The organism is Legionella donaldsonii (genome assembly GCF_900452385.1).
Taxonomy (GTDB): Bacteria; Pseudomonadota; Gammaproteobacteria; order Legionellales; family Legionellaceae; genus Tatlockia; species Tatlockia donaldsonii.
Window position 1 is genome coordinate 2959050 of record NZ_UGOA01000001.1, and the last position, 13968, is coordinate 2973017.

Below are 13968 nucleotides of genomic sequence, written 5' to 3' on the forward strand. Positions count from 1 at the left end.
TGACAAGTACAGACCTAGCAAATTTGACTTAAAAATCAGGAATTACTGAATGGGCTTAAAATATCTAAGCCCACTCAAACGGGTCAATTTTACCTATTAAAATTTCAACATAGCTGGATTGAAAGGTTTGCCATTAACTGCTAATTGACCTTGGTTAAGACTCACTTCAATCACGTAATCACTTCCTTGTACTGTCAGGACGCCATTCTGTACCAGGGTAGATAATTGCTTGGTAGCCAGTGTGGTAGCCTGCTCATTGACATCTGCAGAACTTGTAGCCGCTTGCGTAGTAGTATCAGTACTGGCTTGTGGCTGTACTTGATCAACAGGACCTTGCTGACTTGCACTAGGCTGTGGTGACATCATCTTTTGCTTAATTGATTCTGTCATTAGCTGTTGTACAACTGCAGCAGGGATCTTCAACTTACCGTTGCCTTGAATTTTTTGCATCAGTTCAAAGGGGTTAGCAAATTCACCTTTCGGCAGAGAAACCATTAAGTTACCCTCGAGTGTCCCCTGAGGCATCACAAAATTCATTTCTGAAATTTCAAACTCAGCCCCCTTGCTAAACAACCTGGGTAACTCAGGCAACATGGCGAATACGGCTTGTTGACGTTGAGCATCTGTACCTTGTTGCAGCTGATTTAATTGATCATTCAATTTAGCTAATACATCGGCATCAAGATTTCTAATCGCTACTTCTAAATTACCTGGACCATAAGTTTTGCCGTTAGCGACTATTTTTTCTAATGACGTTTTAAATTGCGAACTAAATAAGCCATCGTCAATATCGCTATTAGAACGCATGTCGAATTGGCCTAGCTCAAGCAGCTTGGCGTCCTTATTCATGACTACGAGCGAGGGGAAAGATAAACTGGCATCACCCAAGAACAAACCTGTTGGCGTCTTGTGTAAATTATATTCGCTGGTAATAGCCGACATCGTTGTATCGATTTGGTCTTTTGTAAAATGCAAACCATCTATGGTTATATTACCATCCACTTCACTCATGTTAGAGGAAACACTGGTTGATGTAGACATGCCCAACCAATTAAATTCCGCATTTCCTTCTTTAGCAAATAACTTGAAGGCCGGTAAAGAAGTATCAATACTCGTATTACCAAAATAATTTACGAAAAAGCTCATATTTAACTTTGGTTGAGTAGATTGGCTTGAGAATAAATTATTAAATTTATCAGTATATTGTGCTGGTAAAGTTAATAAAGTATGAGCGAAGCCTAGACCGAATTTGATACCGCGATCTGAGAATATGACAGGACCATGGTAAATAGTAATCGGCATTTGCATTTGATAATCTTCAGCAGGCACTGTCTGGGATTTACCATCTATTTGCACGACACGCTCAGGAACATGTAAACGCCAGTCCAATGAAGCCTCGGAAGTAAACCAACCACGCTTGTACTGCACAATTTCAGCAGCAACACCATTGGATTGATTGACTATATTAAGGCTTTCTCTCACCTTACGTTCAGTGAGATAACCCATACCATAATAAGAGCCGAGGACTAGAGCGGCTAAAAGAACCACTAATCCTGTGAATTTTTTCATTATTATCTCCGTGTTAGTGTTCGTCCTATGCAGATGAAGAAAGCACTTCCACCCCGCAGAGGGTTACCGCCCTAATTAAAACACGAGATTCACTAACTAGCAAAGAAATATGCGAATAAAAACAGGGTAAGTGCCCACAAATGGGCTTAAATAAAATAGAGTGTCTAGCAGGCATCCTTCAGGAGTAGAACTGGGGCACGTCATCCTAAGGGTCTGGCGTATATTCTGCGAAATCAAGATTGCACTTTGGAAAAAGTTCAGCCAATTGCCGTGTATCTGCACGGCAATTGGTTGTGGAGAGAAGTTAAGCGTTATTACATCTTACGAATGGGCTTGCAGTAAGTTTCTTTCACTGTAAATGCCAGGATCAAAGCGACAAGCGAACAGAGGGGTAATATTTTCAACCCGGCCTGAAAATCGGAAAGTAATAAAGACTCAACATTGTATGCTCGGGCACCTGCTACCAAATCAACCAAACGACCTACCAAAGGCTGCATTAGGGCACCAACAAAAATAGAAATCATATTGGTAAAGGCAATTGAGGTACCGACCACGTTGCTCTCATGAATCTCAGTCGATACCGCATAGGCAATAGCTACACCAGTATTAGTCAAACCAAACACAAAGAAAATAAGGTAAGCGGACGTTTTATCGAGGGAGGGGTAAAAGACAAACAATGAACTTAAAACGATACCGCACAGCGCAGAAAAAATCATTAATGGTTTGCGACGCCCCATTCTATCTGACAACCAACCTGATAGTGGACCGCTGATTCCCCAGCCAATAAAGATTAGGCCTGTTGCAAAAGCCGCAGTATGAGCAGTCAAACCGCGGCCATATTGTAAATAGGCCGGACCGATCGCTTCACCAATGACAGCAGTAGGTCCAAATAGAAAGCCCGCATAGAGTGCATTTAACCAAGTTTGGCGATGGGACAAAATAATACGCAAACTTTCTAAAATACTCAGTCTTGCTTCATACTTGATTTCACGTCGCTTCGTACCCGGTTTGTCCTGGACAAACTGATATAAAAGACCGGCTAGTGCAATAAATAAAAAGGCAATAATCAGCATACTATGCCGCCAACCAACATTGGCCACTAAAAAGGAAACGGGCGCTTCGCCAGCTGCTGCCCCTAACATACCAAGTGCCTGGGTTAAACCCGCCAATAAGCCCAGCATCGCTGGAGGAAACCAGGATGTGGCTAAACGTAAGGAGCTCACAAAGGCAAACGCGGCGCTAAAACCGATCAACATACGCCCTACTGAAGCCATCATCAAGCCATCTGCCAAGCCAAAAACACCACACCCCAGAGCGGTGATTAAAGACATGACCGTTAAAATCGCACGAATACTCAGGCGATCAACTGTAAGTCCAACTGGAATTTGCATCAAAATATAGGGAAAATAAAACGAAGCAGTCAGAATACCAAACCCAGCTTCATTGATTCCAAAATCGATTTGCAGGCTTCGGTGCATAACTCCGGGAGCTACACGCGCCAGATAGTCAGAGAAGTAAAATGCAGCAGCTAATCCCCAGACAATCCATGCAAAACCTAATTGATTTATACGACTTGCTTTATCACTTTCAGACATTACCATCATATTCATAATTCAGTACTCAGCTAGTATTTTCGTCCTGATTGAAATAAAAATCAATCGATTAGTTGTAGCGGAAAAACAGGATTTTGTTTAATAAAAACACAGACTTAACCCCGCATTATACTGTGACCGACAATTATTTCAACACAATGAGCATTCTAGAACTTAGCATTTTTCTAACAGACTGTATATATCACTAACGCTTTTTTAATTACAACTAAGCAGTAACTGGAGTAAAAATTAGATATAATTCCGCTTTTTAGCAGGTAGAAAGCGAATGAATGATCTTGAATTAGCAATCAAACAGGCATTGGATGCGGCCGGTAATTCCAAGGAAGCAAACAAAGCTTATTTGGAGTTCATCAAAGCGAATTTTATTATTCCAATTGATAAAAATTCAGCTGCTGATCAACCAGAGGTATTATATATAGAAAGCAACGGTGGATTTCTTCTACCTGTATTTACTAATATGGACTATTTTGCTCATTGGGCAGATGAGATTAGTGATGCTATTCAGCTTCTTAAATTGTCAGGTGTTGATCTACTCAAAGGAATTGGTGAGCAAGTCACCGTTTGTCTCAATATTGGCAGCCCAATTTATAAAGAATTCAATCCAGCAGAATTGGCTAGAATGCGCTCCATGGTTTTAAAGTTATTTAAATAACGTACCCAACGATCTGCAATCTTGAGCCGAAAAGCATTGATTTTCGGCCAAGATGGTAGACCTGTTCAACAGACCCTGATTCGACCTGAGAAAACGACTCATCCCCAGGTCGAATCGAATGTGCCTTGGTTTTATTGCTCTTAGGCAACCAGATCCAACACCTGGTAACCAACCACTGCCGTTGCAGCTATTGCACCGGTAATTTTGAGTACATTCGCGAAAAAATTGCTGCTTACCAGGCTATGTGGGCGCTGATAAGACTGATCATTCGCTGCGGCAGGCTCTTCACTGATCGGTGCATCTGCTGTGAGCTCAAATAATGGTTTCTCTCCATAAAATCCAGCCCACCAGCCTTCAAGCCATTGATAGTATTCCTGACTACCTTCACTGAAAGGATTTTCTTCTTCCTGAATATCAGCCAGGGCACACTCGTAACCATCCGCATAACACTCTTCAAAACTTGGATGTTCAATATTAAAACGTAATTTAATATGTGGTAACAGCTCTGTTGTGTCATTCATGTTGGTACCCTCTCTTAGTCCTTCAAAATAACTCGTAATTTTTAGCTTCCTGCTAAATTAAATGCATTCTTAATGCCATGATTTGTGTATCACTTAACATTCATTCTACGACTGGAGACTGACCTTGTGTTGGAGTATGCGCTTTTTTTACACTTTCTTGACAAAATAAAAACCATGTCAATAAATAAAAAAACACCTCATTGATTTTATTGAAGATTATGGGGCTAACCGGCAATGAATCCACTGTCCTTTGCTCTTGTAATAAAAAATCCGGTCATGTAAACGATTATCCCGTCCTTGCCAAAACTCAATTTCATCAGGAATTACGATATATCCTCCCCAATGCCTTGGTCGAACTATTGGTTCTTGGCCATGTTGCTCTATTAGCTCATTGAGAGATTGCTCCAGGCTTTTTCTATCGGAAATTTTCTGGCTCTGTGGCGAAGCAATTGCGCTTAATTGGCTTGTTACAGGTCTTGAGGCAAAATAAGTATCCGACTGCTTTTTAGTAGTTCGCTTTACTCGGCCACGAATTCGAACTTGCCGAGCCATTTGAGGCCAATAGAAATTAAGTGCTGCATAAGGAATACGGCCTAATTGCACCGACTTGCTACTTCCGTAGTTCGTATAAAAAATAAAGGTTCCTTCATCTAGCCCCTTAAGCAAGACCACTCTCGAATCCGGGTATCCTTTTTCATCTACCGTTGATAAAACCATTGCTGTTGGGTCACTTTTCTCAGACAACAACACGTCTTCAAACCAATGCTTAAACTGGGTAATAGGGCAATCTTCAATGTTCTCTTCATTAAGGTTCAAATCACCATATTCACGACGGATTTCCGCCAAGGTTCGCCAATGACTCATACTCTTCCCACAATTGGATACGTCATTAAATTATAAAACTAAATCCCAGAAGGTTATATAGCCATCAAATACTAAAGCTGGGGACTATTTAGATGTCCCTTTTTTCTGTAAATTAATCCTTTCATCATTAACCTGTTTCTTATGTATCAATTTTTTTTACTTCTGGCAGGAATTATCATGACTTCACCTAATGTCTATGCACTTGAAATTGTCACTGTCGAAGAAGTCGCCCATAATCAAGTGTTACGAAAGCCGGCAAAACCGGTTTCTTTTCCGCTAAGCGCTAGTGATTTACAGCTGATTGCTGCGATGAAAGGAAAATTATATGACCTGGGTGGCGTTGGCCTGGCGGCGCCCCAGGTAAATCGTGCTAAACAAATTATTGCCATCTATATTCCCGAAGAAGCCGCTTTATTAAGAAATAACGTCAGCCCTTATCCAATGCATATTATGATTAACCCAAGCTATCAGGGAATTGAGGAAAAAGGATTTATTCATGATTTTGAAGGCTGTTATTCCGTATCGAGTAAAGCCGGCAAGGTCCCACGCTACAGTCAAATAACCCTTTACTACCAGGATGAAAATGGGCAAGCTCATAGCAGTACTGAAAGTGGATTTTATGCCAGAGTTTTGCAACATGAGATAGACCATCTTAATGGCACATTGATTATTGATAGGTTAACACCAGATTGTGTGCAAGGTAGTGTACAAGAAATGATGGCTTTACGCCGTAAGGAATTATCTGATGAGCAAAAAGCAGCCTTTGATTTGGTCATTAGTAAAAAGTTTAAAAAATAACGGATTTGTGTAATCTTGGAAGCAGAACTCAACCCTGGGTTGTGATGGGTCAATGAGAGAAACAGGACGATTTTTAATCCTGTTTGCAAGATCGCAGGCTACATGACTGGTTATCAAAATGAACATCAAGAACATTATTTTTGACGTGGGCAATGTGATTGTCAGATGGTCACCCACTGAGATTGTTAGAAATACTTTTCCAAATTATGAACAGTATCAACAGCACTATTTAGTTGAAAAAATATTTAAAAGCCGTATTTGGATTAATTTAAATTTGGGCAAAATTTCTGAAGAGGAGGCAAAACTGGGCTATCTCTCAGAGCTGAAAGAGATTGATGTCCAACAGCTGACTGCTCTTTTCAATTATGTAAAGTCGACACAAGTCCTAATTCCAGGAACCACAGACCTCATCAAGTCATTACATAAGAATGGCTATCATTTGTTTGCGCTGACTGACAATATAAAGGAAATTATCATTTATTTAAAAAACAAGTATGATTTCTGGAATTATTTTACTCACGCGACTGTTTCTGCCGACATTGGTTTTATGAAGCCTGGTAAAGAAATTTTTAATTATGCGTTACAAAGAAATAATTTAATTGCCCGTGAGACAATATTTATTGACGATCACGAACCAAACACTCTAGCAGCGAGCTCGCTAGGCCTTCATACGATCTTATTTTCTGATTCAGTATCTTGTTTACAACGACTTAAAAATTTAGGTGTAGCTATTAATGACTAAATGAAAGTCTAATTAAATTGATTCTACATAGAGAGGGGAAATCAGACTCTTTTTTCTGAAAAAGAGCCTGATTTTTTTATTACCAGCCAGTCACTTCAGCGATAGCATCACCCAAATCAGCTGGCGAATGAACTGTTCTTACACCTGCAGCTTCCAATGCAGCAAATTTTTCCGCAGCAGTACCTTTACCACCCGAAATAATTGCCCCTGCATGCCCCATGCGCTTGCCTGCAGGCGCAGTGACACCAGCGATGTAGGAGACGACGGGCTTGCTAACATTTGATTTAATGTATTCCGCGGCTTCTTCTTCTGCTGAACCACCAATTTCACCGACCATAATGATCGCTTGTGTCTGGCTGTCCTTTTCAAAAAGAGCCAAGGCATCAATAAAAGTAGTTCCTGGAATAGGATCACCACCAATTCCTATGCAAGTACTTTGACCAAAACCTTTGTCGGTAGTTTGTTTTACCGCTTCATAAGTTAACGTACCAGAGCGAGAAACAATACCAACTTTACCAGGTAAATGAATGGAACCAGGCATGATACCAATTTTACATTCACCAGGAGTAATGATGCCTGGACAATTAGGACCAATAAGTCTCGCTTGTGTATTATTCTCTAAATACACTTTAACTTGCAGCATATCCAGTACTGGAACTCCTTCAGTAATACAAACAATTAGTTGGATACCAGCATCCGCTGCTTCCAGGATGGAATCTTTGCAGAATGGCGCAGGCACATAGATCACGCTGGCATCTGCACCGGTTTCCTCAACTGCTTCACGCACTGTGTTAAAGACAGGCAAGCCTAGATGAGTCTGGCCACCTTTACCTGGTGTTACTCCGCCAACCATGCGCGTACCATATTCAATCGCTTGCTCTGTATGCAAGGTCCCTTGTTTGCCAGTAAAACCTTGGCAAATCACTTTAGTTTGTTTATTGACTAATACACTCATTGCTTAACCTCAAATTTAGTTCCGGCTATTCCCATTGATTCACCTGGGTTGTAGCCAAGTGGATAATTAGGCGACAGCCGCCACGATCTTTTTCGCTGCATCAGTTAAGCTGTTTGCGGCGATTACATTTAAATCACTCTTGTTTAAAATCTCAGCACCCAATTTTGCGTTATTTCCTTCAAGACGGACAACGACAGGGACTTTTACGTCCACTTCTTTAACAGCCGCAATAATGCCTTCCGCAATTAAATCACAACGAACAATACCGCCGAAAATATTAACCAGGATACCTTTGACATTTTCGTCAGAAAGGATAATTTTGAACGCCTCACTGACGCGCTCTTTCGTGGCACCACCTCCCACGTCGAGGAAATTTGCCGGCTCACCGCCATGCAGCTTGATCACATCCATGGTAGCCATAGCCAAACCAGCGCCATTAACCATACAACCGATTGAACCATCCAAAGGAATGTAGTTCAATTCCCAATCAGTTGCACGATTTTCACGCTCATCTTCCTGAGTAGTATCGCGCATGCTTTTTAATTTGGGTTGTCGGTAGAGGGCATTTCCATCAATATTAATTTTGCCGTCCAAACAAAGAAGTTGGCCGGTTTTGGTAACCACGAGCGGGTTAATTTCCAACAAGCTAAGATCACACTCAACAAACATTTTGCCAAGGGCTAGCATTAAGTGAGTAAATTGCTTAATCTGCTCATCGTTCAAACCGAGCTTGAAACCCACCTCGCGGCATTGATAAGGCATTACTCCGACCAGGGGATCAACCACCACCTTGAAAATTTTCTCAGGTGTTTCATGGGCTACTTTTTCAATCTCCACACCACCCTCGGTGGATGCCATGATAACTACACGTCGCGTAGCCCTGTCAACAACGGCACCAAGATAGAGTTCGCGCGCAATATCGCACGTTTCTTCAACCAGAACAGCATTTACCGGCTGTCCTTTCGCATCGGTCTGATAAGTGACCAAACGTGTACCCAACAATGACTTGGCAACTGCAGCCAATTCTTCTTTAGTAGAAACGAGTTTAACACCGCCTGCTTTACCCCGGCCACCCGCATGCACCTGAGCTTTGACAACCCATCGTGGTGTTGATAATTGAGAAGCGACTTGCAAAGCATCTTCCACATTATAAGCTACCTGACCGCGGGGAGTTGGTAAGCCATAGCTGGCAAATAATTGCTTGGCCTGATATTCATGTAAATTCATCGTTAGCACCCTTAAAAAAGCAAAACCCGTCAACGCGGGTCTTGCGGTTAAATTTTATTATCAAACATTTAGTAATAAACGCGATGGATCTTCCAGCAGCTCTTTCACACTCACCAAAAACTGCACGGATTCTTTACCATCAATTAAACGGTGGTCATAGGAAAGTGCCACATACATCATCGGACGAATAACGATCTGGCCTTTTTCAACAACGGGTCTATCTTCGATTTTATGCATACCCAAAATACCGGTTTGAGGCGGATTAATGATAGGTGTTGCTAATAAAGAGCCGAATACTCCACCATTGGTAATGGTAAAAGTTCCGCCCTGCATTTCTTCCATGCTTAACTTACCTTGTCTGGCACGTGTTGCTGAATCATTAATCGCTTTTTCTATATCAGCCATACTCATTTGATCAGCATCTCTTACTACTGGAACAACCAAACCACGTTCAGTTGACACAGCAATACCAACATCATAATAGCCATGATAGACAATATCCTGTCCGTCAATAGAGGCATTTACTGCTGGGAAACGCTTTAAAGACTCAACAACAGCCTTGGTGAAGAAAGACATAAACCCGAGTTTTACACCATGCTTTTTCTCAAAGCCATCTTTATATTGAGCACGCAAATCCATGACTGCTTTCAAATTAACTTCGTTAAAAGTCGTCAGCATGGCGGCATTATGTTGGGCTTGTACCAAGCGTTCCGCAATTTTTGCCCTTAGTCTCGACATCGGTACGCGGCGCTCTTCACGTGCTCCCATTGGTAGTTGAACCGCTGGCTCGGCCTTTGCGGGAGCAGGTTTGGATGATTTTTCGCGACCTGATTCAATGAAGGCAATCACATCTTCCTTCGTAATTCGACCCTCTTTACCTGAACCGGAAATCTGGCCGGATTGCAAATCGTTCTCTGCCAGTAAGCGCCTTACAGCTGGACTTGCCGCTTTATCCTCACTAGCAAGATTAGCTTCTTTAACAGGTGGCTTTTCTTCTTTAGCGACAGGTTGCTCAGCAGCAGCACCTGCTTCTATGCGCGCTAACAGTTGGCCAGATTGAACGGTATCGCCCTCTTTAAAAAGGAGCTCTTTCAATATGCCGTCGGCAGGAGCTGGCACTTCAAGCACCACCTTATCTGTTTCCAAATCAATGATGTTCTCATCGCGGGTAACTCTGTCACCCACTTTCTTATGCAACGCAGCTATAGTGGCATCTGCTACCGATTCAGGTAAAGCAGGGACTTTAACTTCAATAGACATGGTTATACCTTCTTATATTATCTAGGGGCTACTGACAATTCGCTAGCTTGAACTCAAAAGTCTCCATTTCGAGCACCGTAGCAAAACATACCTGATAGTATGTGAGCAACGGGCCCAGGCAATCGAGACTTTTAGGCCAAGATAGTCGAATTATCAAAGGCCTAATCGATTAATCCAATAGCGCCTGTTCAACCAATGCTTGCTGCTGTTGCGCGTGCAGTATAGCACTACCCACTGCTGGAGCTGCGGCAAACTCTCTGCCAGCATAATGCAAGGATTGATCATCTCGCAAACAATCTATGATATTGTGTTGAGAAGAAAACCATACGCCTTGATTCTGTGGTTCTTCTTGGCACCAAACGATCTTTTTTGCTTGCGGAAATTTTTCCAATTCCTGAGTCAACATTTTTTTCGGGAACGGATAAAGTTGCTCCACACGCACGATGGCCACATGATTCAATTTATCATCGCGTCTTTTTTGCAACAGATCATAGTAAACTTTGCCACAACATAACACTACTTTTGTGACTTTGGCTGCATTTATGTCATCTATTTCTGGAATGACCGTATGAAACTTACCCTTCATCAAATCAGATAAGGGTGAAACAGCCAGTTTGTGGCGTAACAAACTCTTTGGTGTCATGACAATCAAAGGTTTGCGGAATTTACGCAACATTTGACGACGCAACATATGGAACATTTGAGCGGGTGTTGTTGGCGTACAGACCTGAATATTATGCTGCGCACAAAGCTGCATAAACCGCTCCAGGCGAGCCGAAGAATGCTCTGGTCCCTGCCCTTCGTAACCGTGTGGTAACAACATTACCAAACCGCACAACCGTCCCCATTTTTGTTCACCAGAACTAATGAATTGATCAATAACGACCTGAGCGCCATTCGCAAAATCACCAAACTGGGCTTCCCATAACACGAGAGACGTCGGCTCAGAAGAGGCATATCCGTATTCAAAAGCAAGTACTGCTTCCTCTGACAGGACAGAATCAATAACCGTGAAAAACTTGTGGGGATCAGTCACCGTTTTTTCCAGCGGTACGTAGGTTTCTCCGTTTACTACATCATGTAATACTGCATGGCGGTGAGCGAAGGTTCCACGACCACAATCCTGCCCTGATAAGCGCACACCGTAGCCTTCATGCAACAAACTTGCGTAAGCCATTGTTTCTGCATAGCCCCAATTCATTGGGATTTCTTCAGCAGTCATTTTTTCCCGGTCGGCAAGAAGACGCTTGACAACGGGATGCAATTCAAAGCCATCTGGTAACGTGTGTAGCTGTTTGGAGAGCAATTGCAACGTACTTTTGCTAATCGTGGTATCGGCTTTATCCGTCCATTTCGCATTAATATAGGGAGTCCAGTCAACAGAGACTCGCCCTTCATAATCACCACGGACCAGTTCAACAACTGCCTGTCCTTTATCGAGCCTCTCGCGATAATCCTCTACCAAATTATCAACTTCTTTGCTGCTAATCAGGTTCTGGGTTATCAATTCATCAGCGTAGATTTCCCGTAACGTAGGCATTGATTTGATCTTTTTATACATAGCCGGCTGGGTAACCGCAGGTTCATCGGCCTCATTATGGCCATGGCGACGATAGCAAACCAGATCAACTACCACGTCGCGTTTAAATTTCATTCTAAAATCAAAAGCAATTTGCGTCGCAAAAACAACAGCCTCCGGATCGTCACCATTGACGTGAATAACTGGTGCCTGCACCATTTTTGCCACATCAGTACAGTATAGCGTTGATCGCGCATCCAAAGGGTTTGAGGTGGTGAAGCCAATTTGGTTATTAATCACTATATGAATTGTTCCACCGGTTGAATAACCGCGGGCTTGAGAAAAATTAAATGTTTCCATGACTACGCCCTGGCCTGCAAACGCTGCATCACCATGAACAACAACAGGAACAACCTTATCTTTCTTATCCAAATCATGTTGACGTCGCAGACGGGAGCGGGCAGACCCTTCAACCACGGGACCAATAATTTCTAAATGAGAGGGGTTAAATGCCAAAGCCAGATGCACAATTTCCCCTGTTTCCGTACGTATGTCTGAAGAAAAGCCCATGTGGTACTTCACATCGCCAGTACGCTCGTATTTAACCTTTCCTTCAAATTCCTGGAACAGTTGATCAGGCTCTTTACCCAATACATTGACTAAAACGTTTAAACGACCACGATGCGCCATGCCAATAACGATTTCCTTAACGCCTTCACTACCCCCTCTGCGAATCAGCTCTTTCATCATAGGAATAAAAGCATCCCCGCCTTCAAGTGAGAATCGCTTTTGACCTACATAACGTGTTCCCAAATAGCGCTCCAGACCATCAGCCGCAATTAGTTCGTTAAGAATATTAAGTTTTTTCTGCTTGTCAAAATTGGGTCGACCGCGGGCGGATTCCATCTTTTGCTGCAGCCACTCTGTTTCTGCGTTATCAGAAATATGCATGTACTCAATGCCAATACTTCCGCAATAGGTATCACGTAATGCCTGGTATATCTCATGTAGCGGCATCTCAGAACCATTGAAATATTTACCGGCAAAAAAAGAGCGATTCATATCTGCTTCTGAGAGTTGGTGATAACTCAACTCAAGGCTTGGTACATTGACCCGTTCAGCCATTTCCAAAGGATCCAGCTTAGCCGCATGATGGCCATGGGAACGGTAAGCATTCATTAAATGAGCCACCTGGTACTGTTTACTATCCTCAGAAGTAACAACCTGTGTCCGTTTCTTATCGCTAGCTTGCAAAAAATAATCGCGGATATCGCGATGGGAAATTTCTTTTGGTGCGCCATTGACCTTTGGCAAGGCATCAAAAGCTGCCCGCCAGTCTGCAGGGACTGAATCCGGATCAGTCAGGTAGTCTTCATATAGACCATCGACATAAGCCATACTTCCACCTGACAAGTAGGAAGAAGCCCATTGAGTTTGCAGATCACTACTGCTCATAGTTGTTCTCTCCAAAGGGGTATGCCCCGAATTTTATCGGGGCAACAACAAAATCGTTATCAAGTTTCCTGAGTCAGCATTTGCTTGCGAATATTAGCAATTGCTTCCGTCGGATTGAGTCCCTTCGGACAGACATTCGCGCAATTCATGATCGAACGGCAGCGAAAAACACTGAAAGGATCTTGTAATTTATCCAAACGGTGTTGCTTGGCTGTATCGCGACTATCTGCCAAAAAACGTCGCGCCTGCAAAAGTCCGGCAGGACCGACAAATTTATCTGGATTCCACCAGAAAGATGGGCATGAACTTGTACAACATGCACATAAGATACATTCATATAAACCATCGAGCTGTGCCCGCTCTTCAGGCGACTGTAGCCGCTCACGAGCTGGAGCAACACTGTCATTTTGTAGATAAGGCTCAATACGCTCATATTGTTGATAAAATTGCGTCATATCAACAGCGAGATCGCGTATTACAGGAAATCCTGGTAAAGGCCGCAAAACAATTTTGTCCGTTTTCAACTGCGAAACTATCGTAATACATGCCAGGCCATTAGTACCATTGATATTCATCCCATCAGAACCACACACTCCTTCACGGCAGGAACGTCGATACGTAATGGTTGGATCCTGTTCTGCTTTTAACCGTTCAAGCAAAGTAAGCAGCATCGGATCGCTTTTAACTGGAACCTGTATCTCATAATCCTGCATATAAGGCTTGGTATCCTTCTCAGGATTGTAACGGTAAATTGACAGGGTTAAATTTCTAGTGTCAGCCACGGCATATCCTC

The 13968-nt window shown here is 42.7% G+C and carries 12 protein-coding genes; 3 read left to right on the top strand and 9 right to left on the bottom strand.

Annotated features, from left to right (window positions below; all coding sequences use genetic code 11):
* Positions 1-96 precede the first annotated feature (96 nt).
* Positions 97-1569, bottom strand: coding sequence for a YdgA family protein (locus tag DYC89_RS13470; RefSeq protein ID WP_115222253.1), 1473 nt, complete (start codon positions 1567-1569; stop codon positions 97-99).
* A 314-nt stretch (positions 1570-1883) separates the two neighbouring features.
* Positions 1884-3164: an MFS transporter gene (locus tag DYC89_RS13475; RefSeq protein WP_181879407.1), complete on the bottom strand. Its 1281-nt coding sequence runs from the start codon at positions 3162-3164 to the stop codon at positions 1884-1886.
* A 283-nt stretch (positions 3165-3447) separates the two neighbouring features.
* Here DYC89_RS13475 and DYC89_RS13480 point away from each other — a divergent pair, with 283 nt between their 5' ends.
* The gene (locus tag DYC89_RS13480; protein WP_115222254.1) at positions 3448-3834 is read left to right on the top strand and encodes an SseB family protein; all 387 of its coding nucleotides are present in this window, start codon (positions 3448-3450) and stop codon (positions 3832-3834) included.
* Positions 3835-3974: 140 nt separating this feature from the next.
* On the opposite strand, the gene DYC89_RS13485 is transcribed toward DYC89_RS13480, so the two are convergent.
* A complete protein-coding gene (locus DYC89_RS13485; RefSeq protein ID WP_115222255.1) occupies positions 3975-4355 on the bottom strand; it encodes a transmission trait enhancer LetE in 381 nt (126 codons plus the stop codon).
* A gap of 216 nt (positions 4356-4571) precedes the next feature.
* Entirely contained in the window at positions 4572-5219 is a 648-nt protein-coding gene (gene pdxH / locus DYC89_RS13490; protein ID WP_115222256.1) for a pyridoxamine 5'-phosphate oxidase, read from the bottom strand.
* A 177-nt stretch (positions 5220-5396) separates the two neighbouring features.
* Here pdxH and def point away from each other — a divergent pair, with 177 nt between their 5' ends.
* Both def and DYC89_RS13500 read left to right on the top strand, forming a co-directional pair.
* Positions 5397-6017, top strand: a complete 621-nt coding sequence (def, locus tag DYC89_RS13495) for a peptide deformylase (RefSeq protein ID WP_342767876.1) — start codon at positions 5397-5399, stop codon at positions 6015-6017.
* 118 nt (positions 6018-6135) lie between these two features.
* On the top strand, positions 6136-6759 hold the full coding sequence (locus DYC89_RS13500; RefSeq protein ID WP_115222258.1) for an HAD family hydrolase: 624 nt from the start codon (positions 6136-6138) through the stop codon (positions 6757-6759).
* A 79-nt stretch (positions 6760-6838) separates the two neighbouring features.
* On the opposite strand, the gene sucD is transcribed toward DYC89_RS13500, so the two are convergent.
* The 5 genes from sucD to DYC89_RS13525 all read right to left on the bottom strand — a co-directional run bounded on the left by sucD (position 6839) and on the right by DYC89_RS13525 (position 13957).
* Positions 6839-7714, bottom strand: coding sequence for a succinate--CoA ligase subunit alpha (gene sucD, locus DYC89_RS13505; protein WP_115222259.1), 876 nt, complete (start codon positions 7712-7714; stop codon positions 6839-6841).
* A gap of 66 nt (positions 7715-7780) precedes the next feature.
* On the bottom strand, positions 7781-8941 hold the full coding sequence (sucC, locus tag DYC89_RS13510) for an ADP-forming succinate--CoA ligase subunit beta (protein ID WP_115222260.1): 1161 nt from the start codon (positions 8939-8941) through the stop codon (positions 7781-7783).
* A 60-nt stretch (positions 8942-9001) separates the two neighbouring features.
* A complete protein-coding gene (gene odhB, locus DYC89_RS13515; RefSeq protein WP_115222261.1) occupies positions 9002-10201 on the bottom strand; it encodes a 2-oxoglutarate dehydrogenase complex dihydrolipoyllysine-residue succinyltransferase in 1200 nt (399 codons plus the stop codon).
* 169 nt (positions 10202-10370) lie between these two features.
* On the bottom strand, positions 10371-13175 hold the full coding sequence (locus tag DYC89_RS13520; RefSeq protein WP_115222262.1) for a 2-oxoglutarate dehydrogenase E1 component: 2805 nt from the start codon (positions 13173-13175) through the stop codon (positions 10371-10373).
* Positions 13176-13234: 59 nt separating this feature from the next.
* Positions 13235-13957, bottom strand: coding sequence for a succinate dehydrogenase iron-sulfur subunit (locus DYC89_RS13525; RefSeq protein WP_115222263.1), 723 nt, complete (start codon positions 13955-13957; stop codon positions 13235-13237).
* Between the last annotated feature and the right edge of the window lie 11 nt (positions 13958-13968).

Coding starts and splice junctions, on each gene's coding strand:
- DYC89_RS13470 (WP_115222253.1), bottom strand. CDS start 1,569: ATGAAAAAATTCACAGGATTAGTGGTTCTTTTAGCCGCTCTAGTCCTC.
- DYC89_RS13475 (WP_181879407.1), bottom strand. CDS start 3,164: ATGTCTGAAAGTGATAAAGCAAGTCGTATAAATCAATTAGGTTTTGCA.
- DYC89_RS13480 (WP_115222254.1), top strand. CDS start 3,448: ATGAATGATCTTGAATTAGCAATCAAACAGGCATTGGATGCGGCCGGT.
- DYC89_RS13485 (WP_115222255.1), bottom strand. CDS start 4,355: ATGAATGACACAACAGAGCTGTTACCACATATTAAATTACGTTTTAAT.
- pdxH (WP_115222256.1), bottom strand. CDS start 5,219: ATGAGTCATTGGCGAACCTTGGCGGAAATCCGTCGTGAATATGGTGAT.
- def (WP_342767876.1), top strand. CDS start 5,397: ATGACTTCACCTAATGTCTATGCACTTGAAATTGTCACTGTCGAAGAA.
- DYC89_RS13500 (WP_115222258.1), top strand. CDS start 6,136: ATGAACATCAAGAACATTATTTTTGACGTGGGCAATGTGATTGTCAGA.
- sucD (WP_115222259.1), bottom strand. CDS start 7,714: ATGAGTGTATTAGTCAATAAACAAACTAAAGTGATTTGCCAAGGTTTT.
- sucC (WP_115222260.1), bottom strand. CDS start 8,941: ATGAATTTACATGAATATCAGGCCAAGCAATTATTTGCCAGCTATGGC.
- odhB (WP_115222261.1), bottom strand. CDS start 10,201: ATGTCTATTGAAGTTAAAGTCCCTGCTTTACCTGAATCGGTAGCAGAT.
- DYC89_RS13520 (WP_115222262.1), bottom strand. CDS start 13,175: ATGAGCAGTAGTGATCTGCAAACTCAATGGGCTTCTTCCTACTTGTCA.